The organism is Dyadobacter sp. SRI_021, assembly GCF_057586235.1.
This window is the reverse complement of record NZ_JBYCZM010000008.1, coordinates 21,504-36,152: the sequence shown is the minus strand read 5'-3', so window position 1 is coordinate 36,152 and position 14,649 is coordinate 21,504. Positions and strand designations below refer to the sequence as shown.

10 protein-coding genes are annotated in these 14,649 nt (G+C 51.3%); all 10 read right to left on the bottom strand.

Annotated elements, in window-relative coordinates; genetic code table 11:
* Positions 1-20 precede the first annotated feature (20 nt).
* Entirely contained in the window at positions 21-1,655 is a 1,635-nt protein-coding gene (locus AC2YIT_RS23270) for a hypothetical protein (protein ID WP_487280750.1), read from the bottom strand.
* 26 nt (positions 1,656-1,681) lie between these two features.
* A complete protein-coding gene (locus tag AC2YIT_RS23265; RefSeq protein ID WP_487280749.1) occupies positions 1,682-3,910 on the bottom strand; it encodes a hypothetical protein in 2,229 nt (742 codons plus the stop codon).
* Positions 3,903-5,021 (bottom strand): BatA domain-containing protein, encoded by a 1,119-nt coding sequence (locus AC2YIT_RS23260; protein ID WP_487280748.1) that lies wholly within the window; start codon positions 5,019-5,021, stop codon positions 3,903-3,905. The genes AC2YIT_RS23265 and AC2YIT_RS23260 overlap by 8 nt, the downstream gene beginning before the upstream one ends.
* The gene (locus AC2YIT_RS23255; RefSeq protein WP_487280747.1) at positions 5,021-5,914 is read right to left on the bottom strand and encodes a DUF58 domain-containing protein; all 894 of its coding nucleotides are present in this window, start codon (positions 5,912-5,914) and stop codon (positions 5,021-5,023) included. The genes AC2YIT_RS23260 and AC2YIT_RS23255 overlap by 1 nt, the downstream gene beginning before the upstream one ends.
* Before the next feature lie 285 nt (positions 5,915-6,199).
* Positions 6,200-7,183: an AAA family ATPase gene (locus AC2YIT_RS23250; protein WP_430843578.1), complete on the bottom strand. Its 984-nt coding sequence runs from the start codon at positions 7,181-7,183 to the stop codon at positions 6,200-6,202.
* A gap of 276 nt (positions 7,184-7,459) precedes the next feature.
* Positions 7,460-8,077, bottom strand: coding sequence for a DUF4159 domain-containing protein (locus AC2YIT_RS23245; RefSeq protein ID WP_487280746.1), 618 nt, complete (start codon positions 8,075-8,077; stop codon positions 7,460-7,462).
* A 2-nt stretch (positions 8,078-8,079) separates the two neighbouring features.
* Positions 8,080-9,417, bottom strand: coding sequence for a TldD/PmbA family protein (locus AC2YIT_RS23240; protein WP_487280745.1), 1,338 nt, complete (start codon positions 9,415-9,417; stop codon positions 8,080-8,082).
* 172 nt (positions 9,418-9,589) lie between these two features.
* Positions 9,590-11,227 (bottom strand): TldD/PmbA family protein, encoded by a 1,638-nt coding sequence (locus tag AC2YIT_RS23235; protein ID WP_430843575.1) that lies wholly within the window; start codon positions 11,225-11,227, stop codon positions 9,590-9,592.
* A 137-nt stretch (positions 11,228-11,364) separates the two neighbouring features.
* On the bottom strand, positions 11,365-12,681 hold the full coding sequence (locus AC2YIT_RS23230) for a TldD/PmbA family protein (RefSeq protein WP_487280744.1): 1,317 nt from the start codon (positions 12,679-12,681) through the stop codon (positions 11,365-11,367).
* A 182-nt stretch (positions 12,682-12,863) separates the two neighbouring features.
* The gene (locus AC2YIT_RS23225) at positions 12,864-14,507 is read right to left on the bottom strand and encodes a TldD/PmbA family protein (protein WP_487280743.1); all 1,644 of its coding nucleotides are present in this window, start codon (positions 14,505-14,507) and stop codon (positions 12,864-12,866) included.
* Positions 14,508-14,649: the final 142 nt, after the last annotated feature.

Below are 14,649 nucleotides of genomic sequence, written 5' to 3'. Positions count from 1 at the left end.
GCTATCGCGGAATAGCATTTTCATAGTTTCGGTTCAATCCAAAGTGCAGCCAGGCAGAGTATCAGCCAGGTAAACCAGGCCCAGCCGGGAAGTTTCCGGGTCGATATTTCGTTGCCCTTTATAGCGGTTGCTGTATTTAGTTCTTGCGTAGATCGAATAAAATGCTGCATGCGCGAAGCATATCGCAACGGGGAATAATCCTGCACATGCAGCTCGGTTTGCAAAGAATCATGCACGGGTGACCAACCGGCTTTATCCGGCAAAAAACGAGCAGCAGCCGACCGGTCATTCATTACGGAGGTAATGGTTGAAACAGTATCCTTACCGACCGTCAAAAACTGCGGCATGGGCTGAAAATTATTCAAATGCATCATAACTGGCACATTTTGAAAAACCGGGGCGTCCCATTCAATCACGGGCGCCACCACAGGACGCACGTATGTGAGGATTTCGTTCCAAATCTTGCCATAAGCAATGCTATCTCCCGACAGCTGCATCGGAAACGTCTCATTCAATAAACTTACCGCAATTTTCCCGGTCGTTTTTTCGATTGCCACAGGGTAATGCGGTACCCGTACCTGAAAATCATTCGGTTCGAAGCGGAAAGGTAATGCAGTCAGTGAAGCGGATACAGTAATCGATTCCCCATTGGAAATTTTCACTGATTGAAAACGCGTACCCAGTGCATTATTGATTGCCCGGAGGTCGGTAACCGGATCGCCCAATTGAAGGAAGAGTACACTTCTGCCTCTATTCACAGCCTTTCTTACATCTGTGGTGGCAGCATTTGAAACACTCGTCACAATCAAGTCCGGCTCAGCGGCACGGTTGATATTCAACTTGCTCCGGATATCCCTCGACAATAACGATTCATACAACACGGAATGTCCCTGCTTTCCGAGCCAGGTCGCCAGGGTGCGTGTTTCAAAATCGGGGTTATCGAGTAGAAAACGGACGGTCAGTTTTTGCTCTGGCCGGGTGAAAAAGCGGAGCGTATCGATGGTTTGCCCGTCGAGGTCAAGGGTCGTGGTAGTACGACCCTCAGAAAATGTGGGGAATGCCAGTCTGAACCGGTTTTTACCGGCATTCAGCATGACGCTGTCGAGCGTTCTGCCGGCGTACCGCACCTGTAATATCTTTTTATCGGACAACTCAATACTGCCTTCAATCCGTTGCATTTCGCCTTTGCACAATATTCCCTTCCATTGGAGATCGCGGAGTGCGTCCGGGGCAAACCAGGGCTTCCAACGCAAATGGGGCATATTCTTCCACTGCCTTATAGAGGTAAAAAGGCTTTCTTCGAACTCCTGGCCCACTATTACCAGTGTGTCTACCGCGCCGTCGGCAGTTTCATCCACACGTATCGATTCCGCGCCCGCCAGACTATCCCGAATGCGCCCGGCAACCCCGGAAGGTACATTTGCGGCAATCAGCAGCCCGGTTTTCGACCTGGCATTAGATTGAAAATAGGGATCGAACAGCCACGCCACCAAACTCACCCAAAACAAAGCATTCAAAATCAACCTGATGCCTACCCTTCCCGAATGACGATGGCGCGTATAAAGCAAACCGCATTGCAATACGAGCAGCGCCAATGCCGCCGTAAGCAGGGTTACGTTTAAAGGTTCGGTCCAGTTGAAATCGGTACGGATCATTCAGGTGTTTTATTCTTGCTAAAATCTCAAAGAGGCTGGCGCAATGCCTTCCGGAACGCCGCCTCCAACTTTTTGTCCCCCGACCATGATGACCGGCTTTGCAATGCAGCATTCGTTCGCCGGTACAAATCGCGCTTCAAGCTAGTTGTTTCGCTGTTGCTCAATATCCTGCCCGCCGCGAGTTTCTGCAATGCAGCGAGCATATTCCAGTTTTGCAAACCGCCATTGAATGGCCCGCTTTCCGCCAACCGCTCCGCCATTTCCGAGCTTAATGCTGCCCGTTTGGCTTGCTCGTTTTGGGGTAACCTATCCTTTTCCAGGTAGCCCAGCAATGCGGCGGCAAGCGTAGCTGTTTGTTTCTCGTTAAACTCCTTTTCAAACTCCCATTTCGTCGAAAGGTCTTTAAGCTCCCCGGTAAGCCGCTTCTCCTTTTCCTTGATAGGCGGCGGGTCGTAGCCGCTTTTCTTCACGTACGTTCGCGCTTTTTGCTGGGCAGTTTTGAGATATTCCAGTGCCTTATGCTCGAATGGAAGTGCTTTTTCGGGCTCATAAGTGCGCAAATGCAGCTCCGATTGCCACATTTGTTCCAAAGCCATTTTCAAAAGGCTGCGTGTGGATTGCTCGTAAAAAGTATTAGTCTCGGCATCGTCGTGCGCATGTGTGTATTGTTCCATGAGCGCGGCAAGCGGATCTTTCTCTCCCGCAGGTTCATGTTCATGCGCGTGTTCATGTACAGGCTCGCCGGTGCGCGCCTCCGCTCCCTCGCCCTGTCCGTCAGAATGGTGTGTGAATGCGTCGATGATATTGCCATTATCCGCCGCGGGATTGTCAATGCCATGGGCTTCTCCGCTAGGGGGCGCCCCGCCAATGGTCGTTTCAAATTCCTCGCCCAAATATTGCCCGTAACGCAACCTGAGCACTTTCTGATCGAAACCTATCTCGTTGGATGTCGCATTAAAATCTCGGGTATTAAGCCTTTTGCGTTTCGCAATCAGCTTCTCGGTATCGATGATAATTTGCCGTTGGCTACGGAAATATTCGGGCATAATGTTCACCGCCATGGTCGCAAGCTCTGCCTCTTCAATTTTCGCAGTATCCTTATACACAATAAAATAAGTATCCGACTTGCTGAAATTCGCTTCCGGCTGGCGGTTGTCGACCGCTGCCCAATAGTAGTAAAGCTCATCGCCCGGTGTGAAATTCAAGGCATTCAGGTCAATCGTTTTTTGAATATTTGCTTCTTTAAAATCGGATGGACTGAGCGGCATGCGCACCTCACGGAACTTGACATTTTCGCCCGAGCCACGCGCCACGGTAGCCACAATGAATGCCTGCTTCACCCGGAAATCGTCCGATATTTTGGCCGACACCCTGATACTTTTCGGGTCTTTGAGGAAATGATAGCGGTACAACTCTTTCGAACCAGGTTCAATGCGCGGCGCGAGATCAGGCAATGCTTCAAGCTTGTAAAAATCGGACTGGTATATCAGCGAATCCTTCCAGTAACCTTTAATTGAATACAAACCCGAACCCGTAAGGCGGTCCTGATGCACAAACACGCCATTGACTTCACGCAAACTCACTTCGTCACCACGACTGTTGGCAAGGCGGACGGATAACTGCTCCGCACGATCAAACCACACCGACCATTCAATCACCGAGCCGACGATCGCGCTGATGCTCAGGTCGCCCGATTTCCTTTGCGGCAAGCCCGTATAGCCGGGAGGCACTATTTTCACCGCCGAAGATTCGAACTTTGGAATAATCTCCTCAGCAACGCTTGTAGCTGCCCTCGCCGCCGACACAGGCTTGTCTTGTTCACCCTTCCGCTCACGGACATTCAACACACCGTGGTAAATGAACGTCGCCAGAACCACCGCTACGAAATATTTCCAGATGCCGCGGTACAATATGTGCCTTGGAAGGGTGATGTTCCGCGCTGCAACGCGTTCGAGCTGCATTTGTTCGGCGATGTTCAGGTCAGTCCGATCAAAGAGGTCGAGGCTGTATTCCGAACCCTGGTCATAACTGTGAATCCATGAAATAGCAATCTTTCGCTTATCGGTAAATGCCCTGGTTCTCCATATCCCAATCAACGAGCCGATAGACCCCAGCGACGAACTCAGCCATGGGCTATCTTCCAAAAAAGTATCCGCCAGCACATGCGTAGCCAGGCCCAGCAGAAAGCACTTCAAAATCGCAATCCATTGCAAATGCGTATTTACCGATTTGACCAGTTTTCTCACATCAGCCATGATTCCTTACTGTTTTGCGCAGCGCCAACCAACGTTCCGCGGCCATTAACAATATCAAAACCAACACCAACCAGGGACGCAGTGCCGCCTGCTCCTGTACACGCGACGCAGTTACCTTTTTAAACAATGCGTTCAGCTGGCTTTTGCTCGAAGGCGCAGTATGGGTTTGTAGACCCAGCTGCTTCACCAGCAAATCGCCCAGCCATTCGGGCAGCCTGCCGCTCTCGACCAATTCCGAGTCGGCCATCCGCAGCGTGTCGCGCAGCTGGACTACCTGAGCGGGGGCATTCCATTGCGGCGCATTGCCTGAAATCACATAGATTGTCCCGGGCTGCGGATTAGCCCACGGGTGATCGGCAAAAACCCAGTCATACCGGCTTGCAGGGCTCATTTCCTGTTGTATTTCAAATGAAAAACCATAAACTTCGGTCAGCGCGGCAAGCGCGGCCCGGACGGTTTGTAATTCCGCCGCATTCTGGTAATCCAGCAATACTCTGATAGCACCCTTATACACCGGCTTGTTTTTCAAAAGATCGATCTGCTTTGTTTTCGACGAATCAGTGGCAGGGAAAAGCCGGTATGCCCCCGGCACATACACCCGGGATTTAAGACTGCCATCATTCAGAAAATACAACCTGAAATCCAATGCATTACCATCTGCTAATACATTGATATTCTGCTGCAAATACGCTACGGAAGAAGCACTTCTCTTTATGTCGACGAGATTAACGACCTTTTCCGGCGAACTACCGAGCCAGTAAACGGGTTCTCCGTCCCGCAGGGCATTTTCGAGCTCGAAGCGGTAAGTCTCCGTGACAAACCGGTCGGCCTGAACCAAATGGACCACCTTCGGTTTGCCCTCATTCGCAAACCAGTTGGCGACGGGTTTGCTCAATATTAATGCAAGAAGTATAACCAAAAGGCACCGAAGAATCATCAGCCACACCTCATTCAGCCGAAGACCGCGGTGTGGCAGCGTGGTTTGCTCGCCAAGCCAGCGCATGGCCGCCCATTCAATCGTTTTACCCCGTTTTTGATACCAGAAATGAATAGCCACTGGTACCGCCACGGCCAGCATCCCCCAAAGCATGTATGGTTGCAAGAATGCCATCAGCCTTTTCTTCTTGTTAAAAATGCTTTCAATACCATCCCGACCGGCTCGCTCATGCGCGCCCTTATGAGACGCACGTGCGGGATTTGCAACGCGGTTTTTAAATCGGTCAGGTAAGTTTGCATCGATGCCCTGAACTGCGTACCCACGGCTTCCGCATCCAGCTCCATTTCCCTGCTGCTTTCCAGGTCTTTGAACCTGTAAAACCCTTTCAAATCAAATTCCATTTCCTGGTTACCGAGTATCTGGAAAATCGCAATTTCGCGGTAAGGCCCCGCCAGTGATCGTATCCACGACAGCCATTCATCGTTCGTTTGCAGCAAATCGCTCACAAAAACGAGCTGCTCTTTCTTTTTCGACTGAAATTCTGAATGCCGCAGCCCCGAAAGTCCCCATGCTCCCGCTGCGGTAGCTTTCTCCAAGCCTACCAATATCTTCTGGAAAGCCTGCCGCGCCGATGAAACCGAGCCCGTGCCGCTGATCGTTTCCACGCGTCCTTCCGTCAATCCATACAAACTCATCTGGTCGTTCTGGATGTAGCACAGGTAGGCCAGCGAAGCCAGCAGAATTTGCGCATATTGCAGCCGGCTGACGCCGTTTTCGGTATAATTCATCGATCCCGACAAATCCAGTACAAACCTGATTTGCCGGTCACTTTCTGTCGACGACTCACGCACGAGGTGTTTGTCGGTTCGCGCGAATAGTTTCCAGTCGATCCGTTTCGGGTCATCGCCGGGTTCATAATGCCGGTATTGCTCAAATTCAATGCCTATCCCCGACCGCTTACTGGAATGGATGCCCAGCATCAGCTCCTCGCTCACCAGTTTTCCGGTCAGTTGCAGGTTTTTGAGCTTGATCAGGCTGGACGCCAAGAGGCCGGTTGTTTTTTGCATTGTCTGTTAGGGTTGTTTCTGACGAAAGTTCGCCATTGTTTTGTTGTTACATGCCTGACGGCATTAGTCAACTAATATGAGCAACGTCCTGGCATACGATCGTCGACATTCAGGCGACTCTTCCGGAGTCTCTCCCGAAATGCTTCCATTTTGCTGCTACCAGAAGGCAGCCACTCCGTGGCTTGCGATACAAATCGCGTTAGCGATGTAATATTGGTAGTAATAACCATGACAACCGGCTCCCAAATCCCGTCAGGGATGTAACAACAAATCCGTTGCCGAACATTATAACCCATTCAATAACTCCTGAATCGCGTGGTCGCTGGTAATGCCTTCGGCTTCCGCCCGGAAATTCATGGCCATGCGATGGCGCAACACCGGAAAGGCTAATGCGCGGATATCCTCCGGCACGACAGAAAATCGCTCATGCAACACTGCGCGCGCCTTCGCACACAACACGAGCGCCTGTCCCGCGCGAGGGCCAGCGCCCCAGTCACACCATTCCTTCACGAAGTCGGAAGTAGTCGTCTCGGGCCTCGTAGAGCGCACCAATGCATTGATTCTCACTAATAATTCATCCGCAATATGCACCTGACGCGTGAGCTTTTGCAGATCGGCCATTTCCATATCCGACAATATTCGCCCGATTTCCGGCCTTGCTGTACCAGTCGTAGTACGCAAAACATCCAGCTCCTCCTGCTCGCTGGGATAACTCAGTTTGATATACAACAAAAACCGGTCGAGCTGCGCTTCTGGCAGCGGGTAAGTACCCGCCTGTTCGATCGGATTCTGTGTGGCGATGATCAGGAACGGGTTGGGCAACGGATAGTTCTCGCCGCCGTAGGTTACACTTTTTTCTTGCATGGCCTCCAGCAATGCAGCCTGCGTTTTCGGCGGTGTCCGGTTGATCTCGTCGGCCAGTACCACATTGGCAAATAGCGGCCCTCGATTAAATTTGAAAAACTTCTTGCCGGTTTCGTGGTCCTCCTCCAATATCTCGGTGCCCACAATATCGCCCGGCATTAAATCGGGCGTGAACTGGATCCGCCGGAAGCTCATATGCAATGCTTCGGACATTGTTTTGACCATCAGTGTTTTCGCCAGGCCCGGAACACCTTCGAGCAGGCAATGTCCCGATGCCAGCAAAGCAATCAATATTTCTTCAATAGCATCCTGCTGCCCGACGATCACTTTCGCAATCTCGGCTTTAAGTAATGGCAGTTTCGCTACCAACGCCCGGTAATGGGAGGTTGTCGTCGAGTTTTCCAAGTTTTGATAATTAAATAGTTACCATATCTAACAAATAGGTCCGGAGGACCATCCTGTTTATAGTACAACCGATCACAATCATTTCCCTGGCCCCGGCGGGGCCTCCTTTTCGTAAAACCGTCGTTCATACAAGGCGACTCCGCCGGAGTCCATCGGAAAATGGTTCCGTCGGGTTTCTATAAACAGGGAGCCACTCGGTGGCTATTTCTTCGGTTTCTACCTTCCATTCACTCCATCCTCCCTTTCCCCCTTCTTCCTTCCTCCATTCTCCCTTCCCTACCCCGTCAACGCATACACTACAATATTCACCCCAAACCGCGTATTGTCAACCGCCAGGAACCGTTTGTTCCGAAAATCGTAATCCCATTCGCAACCATAGTCCTTGTTGCTGTACAGGACGCCGATCCTGCCGTTGATTGTGATCGCTTTGAGGTAATCGTGCACGAGGTCGTCGCCCCAGCCGTTCAGCTCGAAGGAGGTGGTCGGCGGGCCGTCGTCGAATTTGAAAAAACTGTGGTAGATAGGATGGTTGTTCGGGATTTTCTGCAAGGCTTTCGGGCCGAACGTCCGGGCCATTTCCTGCTCGAACGATTTGGCAAAAAGTCCGTCGATATCGTGGTTGCAGTCATCGACGAATACGAACCCGCCATTCTGCACGTACCGTTTGAAATGGTCGCGCTCTTGCGTTGAAAATTCAACCAGCTTATGCCCGCTCAGGTAACAGAATGGGCTTTTGAATATCTCGTTACTGCTCAATGGCACTACTTTTTCCTTCTCGTCGACCGGTATGGTGGTGTACTCAACCAGCGAATGCAGCAAATTGGACGGCATTCGCTGGTCGGTATCCCAGTTACCGGAAGTGTATTGGATTCTGGTGAAGAAAAAAGGTTTCAATACTAAACTGCGTCGGATAACGATGAGAATGTGAATTCCCGGATTTTCATCGGCGGGATCAGGTAATTGCTATTGCTTTCGGTGCTCACCACGCGTTCGGGCTTGCCTAGCGCTTCGAGGTTATTGAGCATAATCACCGGACTTTCATTAAAACGGAAGTTTTTGATCGGATGTTTGATCACCCCGTTTTCGATGTAAAAAGTACCGTCGCGCGTAAGGCCCGTAAGCAGGAGCGTTTGCGGATCCACCTCACGGATATACCAGAGCTTGGTAACCAATATCCCGCGCTGCGTGGATTTGATCAACTCCTCCATACTCGCCGTCCCTCCCGCCATAATCACGTTCGTCGGGAATGGCACTGGCTTCATATTGTTCTTTTGTGCCCAATAACGCGAATAGACGAGGTTTTTAACGACCCCGTTCTCGATCCAGCTGATCTTGTTGGCCGCTTGCCCGTCCCCTGCCCAGGGCGAGGCTGGTAAGTCCGGGTGCGTCGGATCCGAGTAAATATGAACCCGCTCATCGACGATCTTTTCGTTCAACTTGCTCTTACCCCCCGCTTTGCTCAGGAACGAACGGCCTTCGTCGGCGCTCCGGGCATCGAGATTGAAAAATATATTTTCCAAAAGCACGGCGGCGGCGGTCGGTTCGAGGATCACCGTGTATTTGCCGGGTTCCAGTGCTTTGGCATCGACAGAACCTTTGGACTTTTGAATGGCAACCTTCGTGGCAGCGGCCGTATCCAGTTTGGTTACATCGCTATAACCCTTAGCCACATAGCCCGAGCCCTTGCCGTCCGGCGTGCGTACGGTAAGCGAGAAATTCACGCTCGTACTTGGGTAGTAGGCAAAAAGCCCTTTGGAATTCATCATGGCCGAATAGCCCTTCTGATTTTCCAGAAAACCGGCTGCGGTCATATTTTGTGTACGCGTCAAGTCGAGGCTTTTGGCGACGGCGTCAGCGCGATAAGCAGGGTTAATGCCTGCCGTGGATTCGAAGAAACCGTTGGATTTCAGATAGGTCTGCGGTTCCAGCACGCCAACATACTCGGGGTTTTCCGGCGCCAGCCGGGCCAACTCTTCCGATCTTCTGACGACTTTTTCAATCGACTCGTCGCTGAATTCGTCGATCGTGGCAACGCCAACTTTCTTGCCGAATGCGGATTGCACCTGCAAATTCTGGTTGATAAGCGCCCCGCTCGTCGACACTTCGTTGCGGGCATAGCGCAGGTTGCCGCGCTCCTCGCCCAATATATTCACCTCGCATTCATCTGCTTTGGAATAGCTCAGCACTTTTTGCAACAGCGCCTTTGCTTCTGTTTCTGTTAGTATGATGGCCATGTTAATTTTGAATGATTGAATGATTGACCGGGTCGCCGGAGCTGTGACCGAATGAGTGAATAGAAAGTCAAGTGTGGTCAAGAGTGGTCAAGGGTTGAATTTTTGACAATTTCATGACCACATCTGACTCAATGACGATTATTTAATCATCCATAATTCACTCATTGACTCACTATATCTTCCGTGCGGTATTGATGACGTTCACCCCGTTAAACCGTGCTGTCGAACTGCCGTGTGATACGGCGCTGGATTGCATGGGTTGCCCCTTGCCGTCGAAGAACGATCCGCCCAGGCGGTAGTCACGCTCGTCGCATACCTGCACGCACGAGTTCCAGAATTCCTGGGTGTTCGACTGGTAAGCCACATCTTTCAGCATACCGGCAATCTTTCCATCTTTGATTTCGTAGTACAGCTGTCCCCCGAACTGGAAGTTATACCGCTGCTGGTCGATTGAGAATGAGCCGTCGCCGATAATATAAATACCTTTTTTAACATCCTTGATCATCTCCTCCACCGACAATGGCGTTTTGCCCGCCGCCAGCGACACGTTCGGCATGCGCTGAAACTGCACTGAGCTCCAACTGTCGGCATAGCAGCAGCCATGCGATTCCTTCGCGCCTATGATATGCGCCTGGTCACGGATGGCCTGGTAGTTCACCAGTATACCGTCCTTCACGAGGTCCCATTGTTTGGTATTAACCCCTTCATCGTCCCAGCCTACGGCGCCGAGCGAGCCAGGCTGCAGCTTGTCGGCCACGAGGGTCACCTGCTTGCTGCCGTACTGGAAGTTCTTGGACTGCCATTTATCGAGCGTCGCGAAAGATGTTCCCGCGAAATTGGCTTCATAACCCAGTACCCGGTCGAGTTCCAGGGGGTGACCGACCGACTCATGGATCGTGAGCCACAAATGCGAAGGGTCCAGCACGAGGTCATATTTTCCTGCCTCCACAGATTTGGCCGTCAGCTTTTCCCTTGCCTGTTTGGATGCGGCGACGGCATCTTCGAGCATATCATAACCTTTGTTGTAGCGGGTCGTTACGCCGGTCACTTTATCGGCCGGGTTCGACTGTAAATAGTCGTACCCCATGCCCATCGGTGCGCTCAAAGAACGGCGCGTTTCAAACTTACCTGTTTTGGGGTCAATGGCCGTGACATTGAAGAGCGGCCATATGCGGTGAATGTCCTGATCGATGTAGGAGCCGTCGGTTGAAGCAAAATATTTCTGCTCATTCACCTGAAAAAGGATCGAGTTCACATAATTAGCTCCGTTTTTCATCGCTGCGTCGTTCACTGAGAGCAGGAGATCCACCTTTTCCTTAATGGGTACTTCAAACGCATTCTTTTTGAACGGCGCTTTCCAGCTCACTTCGCCAAAGCCTTTTTGCGGAGCAAGCTGCACAGGCTCTTTCATGAGTTTTGCATTGGCTTTGGCAATGGCGACCGCTTCTTCCGCCGCTTTCGCCAGTTGGGCTTCACTTTTAGCATCGACCACCGCAGCAAAGCCCCAGCAGCCGTTGGCGATCACACGCACCCCGACGCCATAGGATTCGGTATTGACGATATTTTCGACCTTGTCTTCCCGGGTCGTCACATATTGGTTGAGGTACCGGCCAATGCGCACATCGGCATAGGAAGCTCCTTTCGATTTCGCAGCATTGAGGGCTGCGTCGGCCAAGCGTTTTTTAACGGCAACATCGTCGCCGGGTGCCAGAAATACCTCCGGCGACACGGGACGGCTCATTGCAAAGCCCGGCAACATAAACGCTCCCGTTCCGAGCCCGGCCATTTGAATAAAATCTCGTCGTTTCAAAGTGTAGATGTTTAGCGAATAGTGTTTGATTGGGTGAGTTAAAAAAGTGCAATTCATAAGTTAATGAATGGCCGTCCTTGTTTCAACTCACCTGTTATGGATGGCAGGATAGCGGTTTAAATGGATTACGTTTGCCGCTAGACAGCGTCTGAAAGGCTTGTGAACGTAAAATCACGGATTTTCAGCGGCGGTATCAGGCTGCCGTTGGTGCGTACCGGTTTCCCGATCGCCTCCACGTTGTTGAGCATGATCACCGGGCTTTCATTGAACCGGAAGTTCTTGACCGGATATTTGATCTGCCCTTTTTCGATGTAAAAAGTACCGTCGCGCGTAAGGCCCGTGTAGAGCAGCGTTTGCGGATCAACGGTGCGGATGTACCAGAAGCGTGTTACAAGAATACCTTTTTCAGTGCCTTTGATCAGGTCTGCAAGCGATTCGTTACCGCCTTGAAAAATAATGCCATCCGGTGATGGAACCGCCTTCACGCCCTTTTTATCCGCCCAGAAACGCGAATAGTACATGTTTTTCACGACACCTTTTTCAAACCAGGTTACTTTCTCCTGCGGGCGGCCATCGGCGGCAAATGGCGAACCAGGGATTTCGGTATTCGTGGGGTCGGAATAAATGGTAACGCGCTCATCCAGAAGCTTCTCGCCCAGACGCGTTTGTCCGCCTTTCTTCCCGAGAAAACTCCGGCCTTCGTCCGCGCTGCGTCCGTCCATATTCCGCATCATATTGAGAATGAGGTCATGCGCGGCGGTAGGTTCCAGGATGACCGTGTATTTACCCGGCTCCAAGGCCTTCGCATTCACCGATGCCATTGCCTTTTGCATCGCGATTTCCGTCGCGGTTTGGGTATTCAACTTGGAAACATCGTTGTAATCGCGCTGTACAAAGCCAGAGCCCGTACCATCCGCTGTTCTTACAGTTACGGAAAAATCCACAGAGGTGGATTTGTTATAACCAAAAAGGCCCTTGTTGTTGCCTAATGCCGTAAAACCGCTAGTGTCTTCCATATAGCCAGCGGCGGTCAGGTTCTTCTTGGAACAAGGTTCAATGCTGCCGAAAGCTGCCTTTGCCCGATGTTCAGGGTTAATGCCTGCGGTGCTGTCTACAAATGCATTAGTGTTCACATATGGCTGGGCCCCGAGCATGGGCATGTATTCAGGATTGTCGGGTGCGAGCTTCGCGATTTCCTCCGCACGGCGCACGGTCTTTTCGAGTGACGCATCGTCGAATTCGTTAATCGTAGCCGTTCCCGATTTCTTACCAAAAACAGCTGTGACAGAAAGCGACAGGTCGGTGGTTTCTCCGCTGGTCGACACCGAATTGCGCGCATAGCGGATATTACCTGTCCGGTTCCCCGAAAGCGACGCGCTGATCTCGTCTGCCTTCGAAAACGCCAGCACTTTATCTATGATTTTTTTAGCTTCTTCTTTTGTTAAAATAGCCATGTTGTTAAGAGTTTGGAGGTGGCAGGAAGATTTAATTTTGAATGATTGAATAAGTAAATGATCGTGTGTAGTCATTGATAGTCAGGAATAGTCATTGATGTATCCAAACAATCAAAACAATACCTGACAACTCTCGACTAAACCTGACCATTCGGTCATCGCTCCGGCGACCCGGTCACTCATTAAATCTTCCTCCCTGTATTAATAACATTCACCCCATTAAACCGCGTGGTCGAGCTGCCATGAGAAACGGCGCTGATCTGGGAGGGCTGCCCCTTTCCGTCGAAAAACGAGCCGAATGTCCGGTAATCGTCCCGATCGCAAAGCTGCACACACGAATTCCAGAACTCCTGGGTGTTCGACTGATAGGCTACGTCATCGAGCATGCCGGTGATTTCGCCATTTTTGATCTCATAGAAAACCTGGCCCCCAAACTGGAAGTTATAGCGCTGCTGGTCGATCGAATAAGAACCTCTTCCGATAATGTAAATACCTTTTTCAACACCTTTGATCATATCCATCACGCTCCGTTTCTCGGTTCCGGGTTTGAGGCTGATGTTTGGCATACGCTGAAACTGAACGGAACTCCAATCATCGGCATAGCAGCAGCCGTGTGACTCTTTTTCGCCCAAAATCTGCACCTGATCGCGAATGGCCTGGTAATTGACCAGGATACCGTCCTTAATAATATCCCATTCCTTGCAAGGTACGCCTTCATCGTCGTAGCCCACCGCGCCGAGCGTATGCGGCTGCGTTTTGTCCGCCACTATATTGACAAGCTTGCTGCCATAGTTGAAGTTCCTGGACTTCCACTTATCCAGCGTCGCAAAGCTGGTACCGGCATAGTTGGCCTCATAACCCAGCACACGGTCGAGCTCCGTGGGATGCCCTACCGACTCGTGAATGGTGAGTCCCAAATGGTTGGGGTCCAAAACAAGATCATATTTACCCGGCTCCACGGATTTGGCTGTTACCTTTTCTTTTGCCTGCCTGGCGGCCACAATGGCATCCTCCACCATATCGTACGAATTGCGGTACCCCACCAGGCCATTCGGGCCGGCGATTTTCTCGCTGGCCAGTCCGTCGAGATACTCGTATCCCATGCCCATTGGGGAACTGATCGCGTCGCGCGTTTTGAATTTACCGGAAGCCTTGTCGGTTACCGTGACCGTGAATGTCGGCCAAATCCTGTGGACATCCTGATCAATAAAGGAGCCGTCAGTGGAGGCGAAATATTTCTGCTCGTTGATGAAAAATAGGTTCGAGGTTACAAAGTTGGCCCCATTATCCATTGCGGCGCTATTGACCTTCATCATGAGGTCGATCTTTTCCTTCACCGGTATTTCAAAAGCATTTTTGATGATCGGCGTTTTCCAGGTCTTGTCGCCAACGCCTTTCTGTGCCGCAAGCACCACCGGCTCCTTCTGAAATTTCGAATTTGCCTTGGCAATTGCCACGGCCGTGGCGGCGCATTGGGCAATGCCATCCGGCGTGACATCGCTCGTAGCCGAAAAGCCCCAGGTACCATTGGCGATCACCCGGATACCGATGCCGTAAGATTCGGCATTGACGATATTCTGCACCTGCTTTTCCCGTGTAAACAGGTATTGCTGCAAATAGCGGCCGATGCGGACGTCAGTGTAAGTTGCCCCCTTGTCGCGGGCGGCATTCAGCGCGGTTTCCGCGAGTTTTTTCTTGGTAGCGGCATCGAGCCACGGACTGAGCAGTTGCGCTTCGGCCACGGGACTCCCGACGACCGGGACCTCGGAGAGCATCATAGCGCCCAAGCCAAGGCCCGACATCTGCATGAAGTGTCTTCTTTTCATTTGGTTAAAAGGTCGGATATTGAATCTCCAATGTAATCAATATATCCTCAACAAATATTCGTGTGGCAATTTTTTTTGTACCAAACAAAAAGCGCCGGAAGTTATTGAAACTTCGGCGCTCTTCTGGTGCGGCCGGCCGCCG

Coding starts and splice junctions, on each gene's coding strand:
- AC2YIT_RS23260 (WP_487280748.1), bottom strand. CDS start 5,021: ATGGCATTCTTGCAACCATACATGCTTTGGGGGATGCTGGCCGTGGCG.
- AC2YIT_RS23240 (WP_487280745.1), bottom strand. CDS start 9,417: ATGGCCATCATACTAACAGAAACAGAAGCAAAGGCGCTGTTGCAAAAA.
- AC2YIT_RS23265 (WP_487280749.1), bottom strand. CDS start 3,910: ATGGCTGATGTGAGAAAACTGGTCAAATCGGTAAATACGCATTTGCAA.
- AC2YIT_RS23225 (WP_487280743.1), bottom strand. CDS start 14,507: ATGAAAAGAAGACACTTCATGCAGATGTCGGGCCTTGGCTTGGGCGCT.
- AC2YIT_RS23230 (WP_487280744.1), bottom strand. CDS start 12,681: ATGGCTATTTTAACAAAAGAAGAAGCTAAAAAAATCATAGATAAAGTG.
- AC2YIT_RS23270 (WP_487280750.1), bottom strand. CDS start 1,655: ATGATCCGTACCGATTTCAACTGGACCGAACCTTTAAACGTAACCCTG.
- AC2YIT_RS23255 (WP_487280747.1), bottom strand. CDS start 5,914: ATGCAAAAAACAACCGGCCTCTTGGCGTCCAGCCTGATCAAGCTCAAA.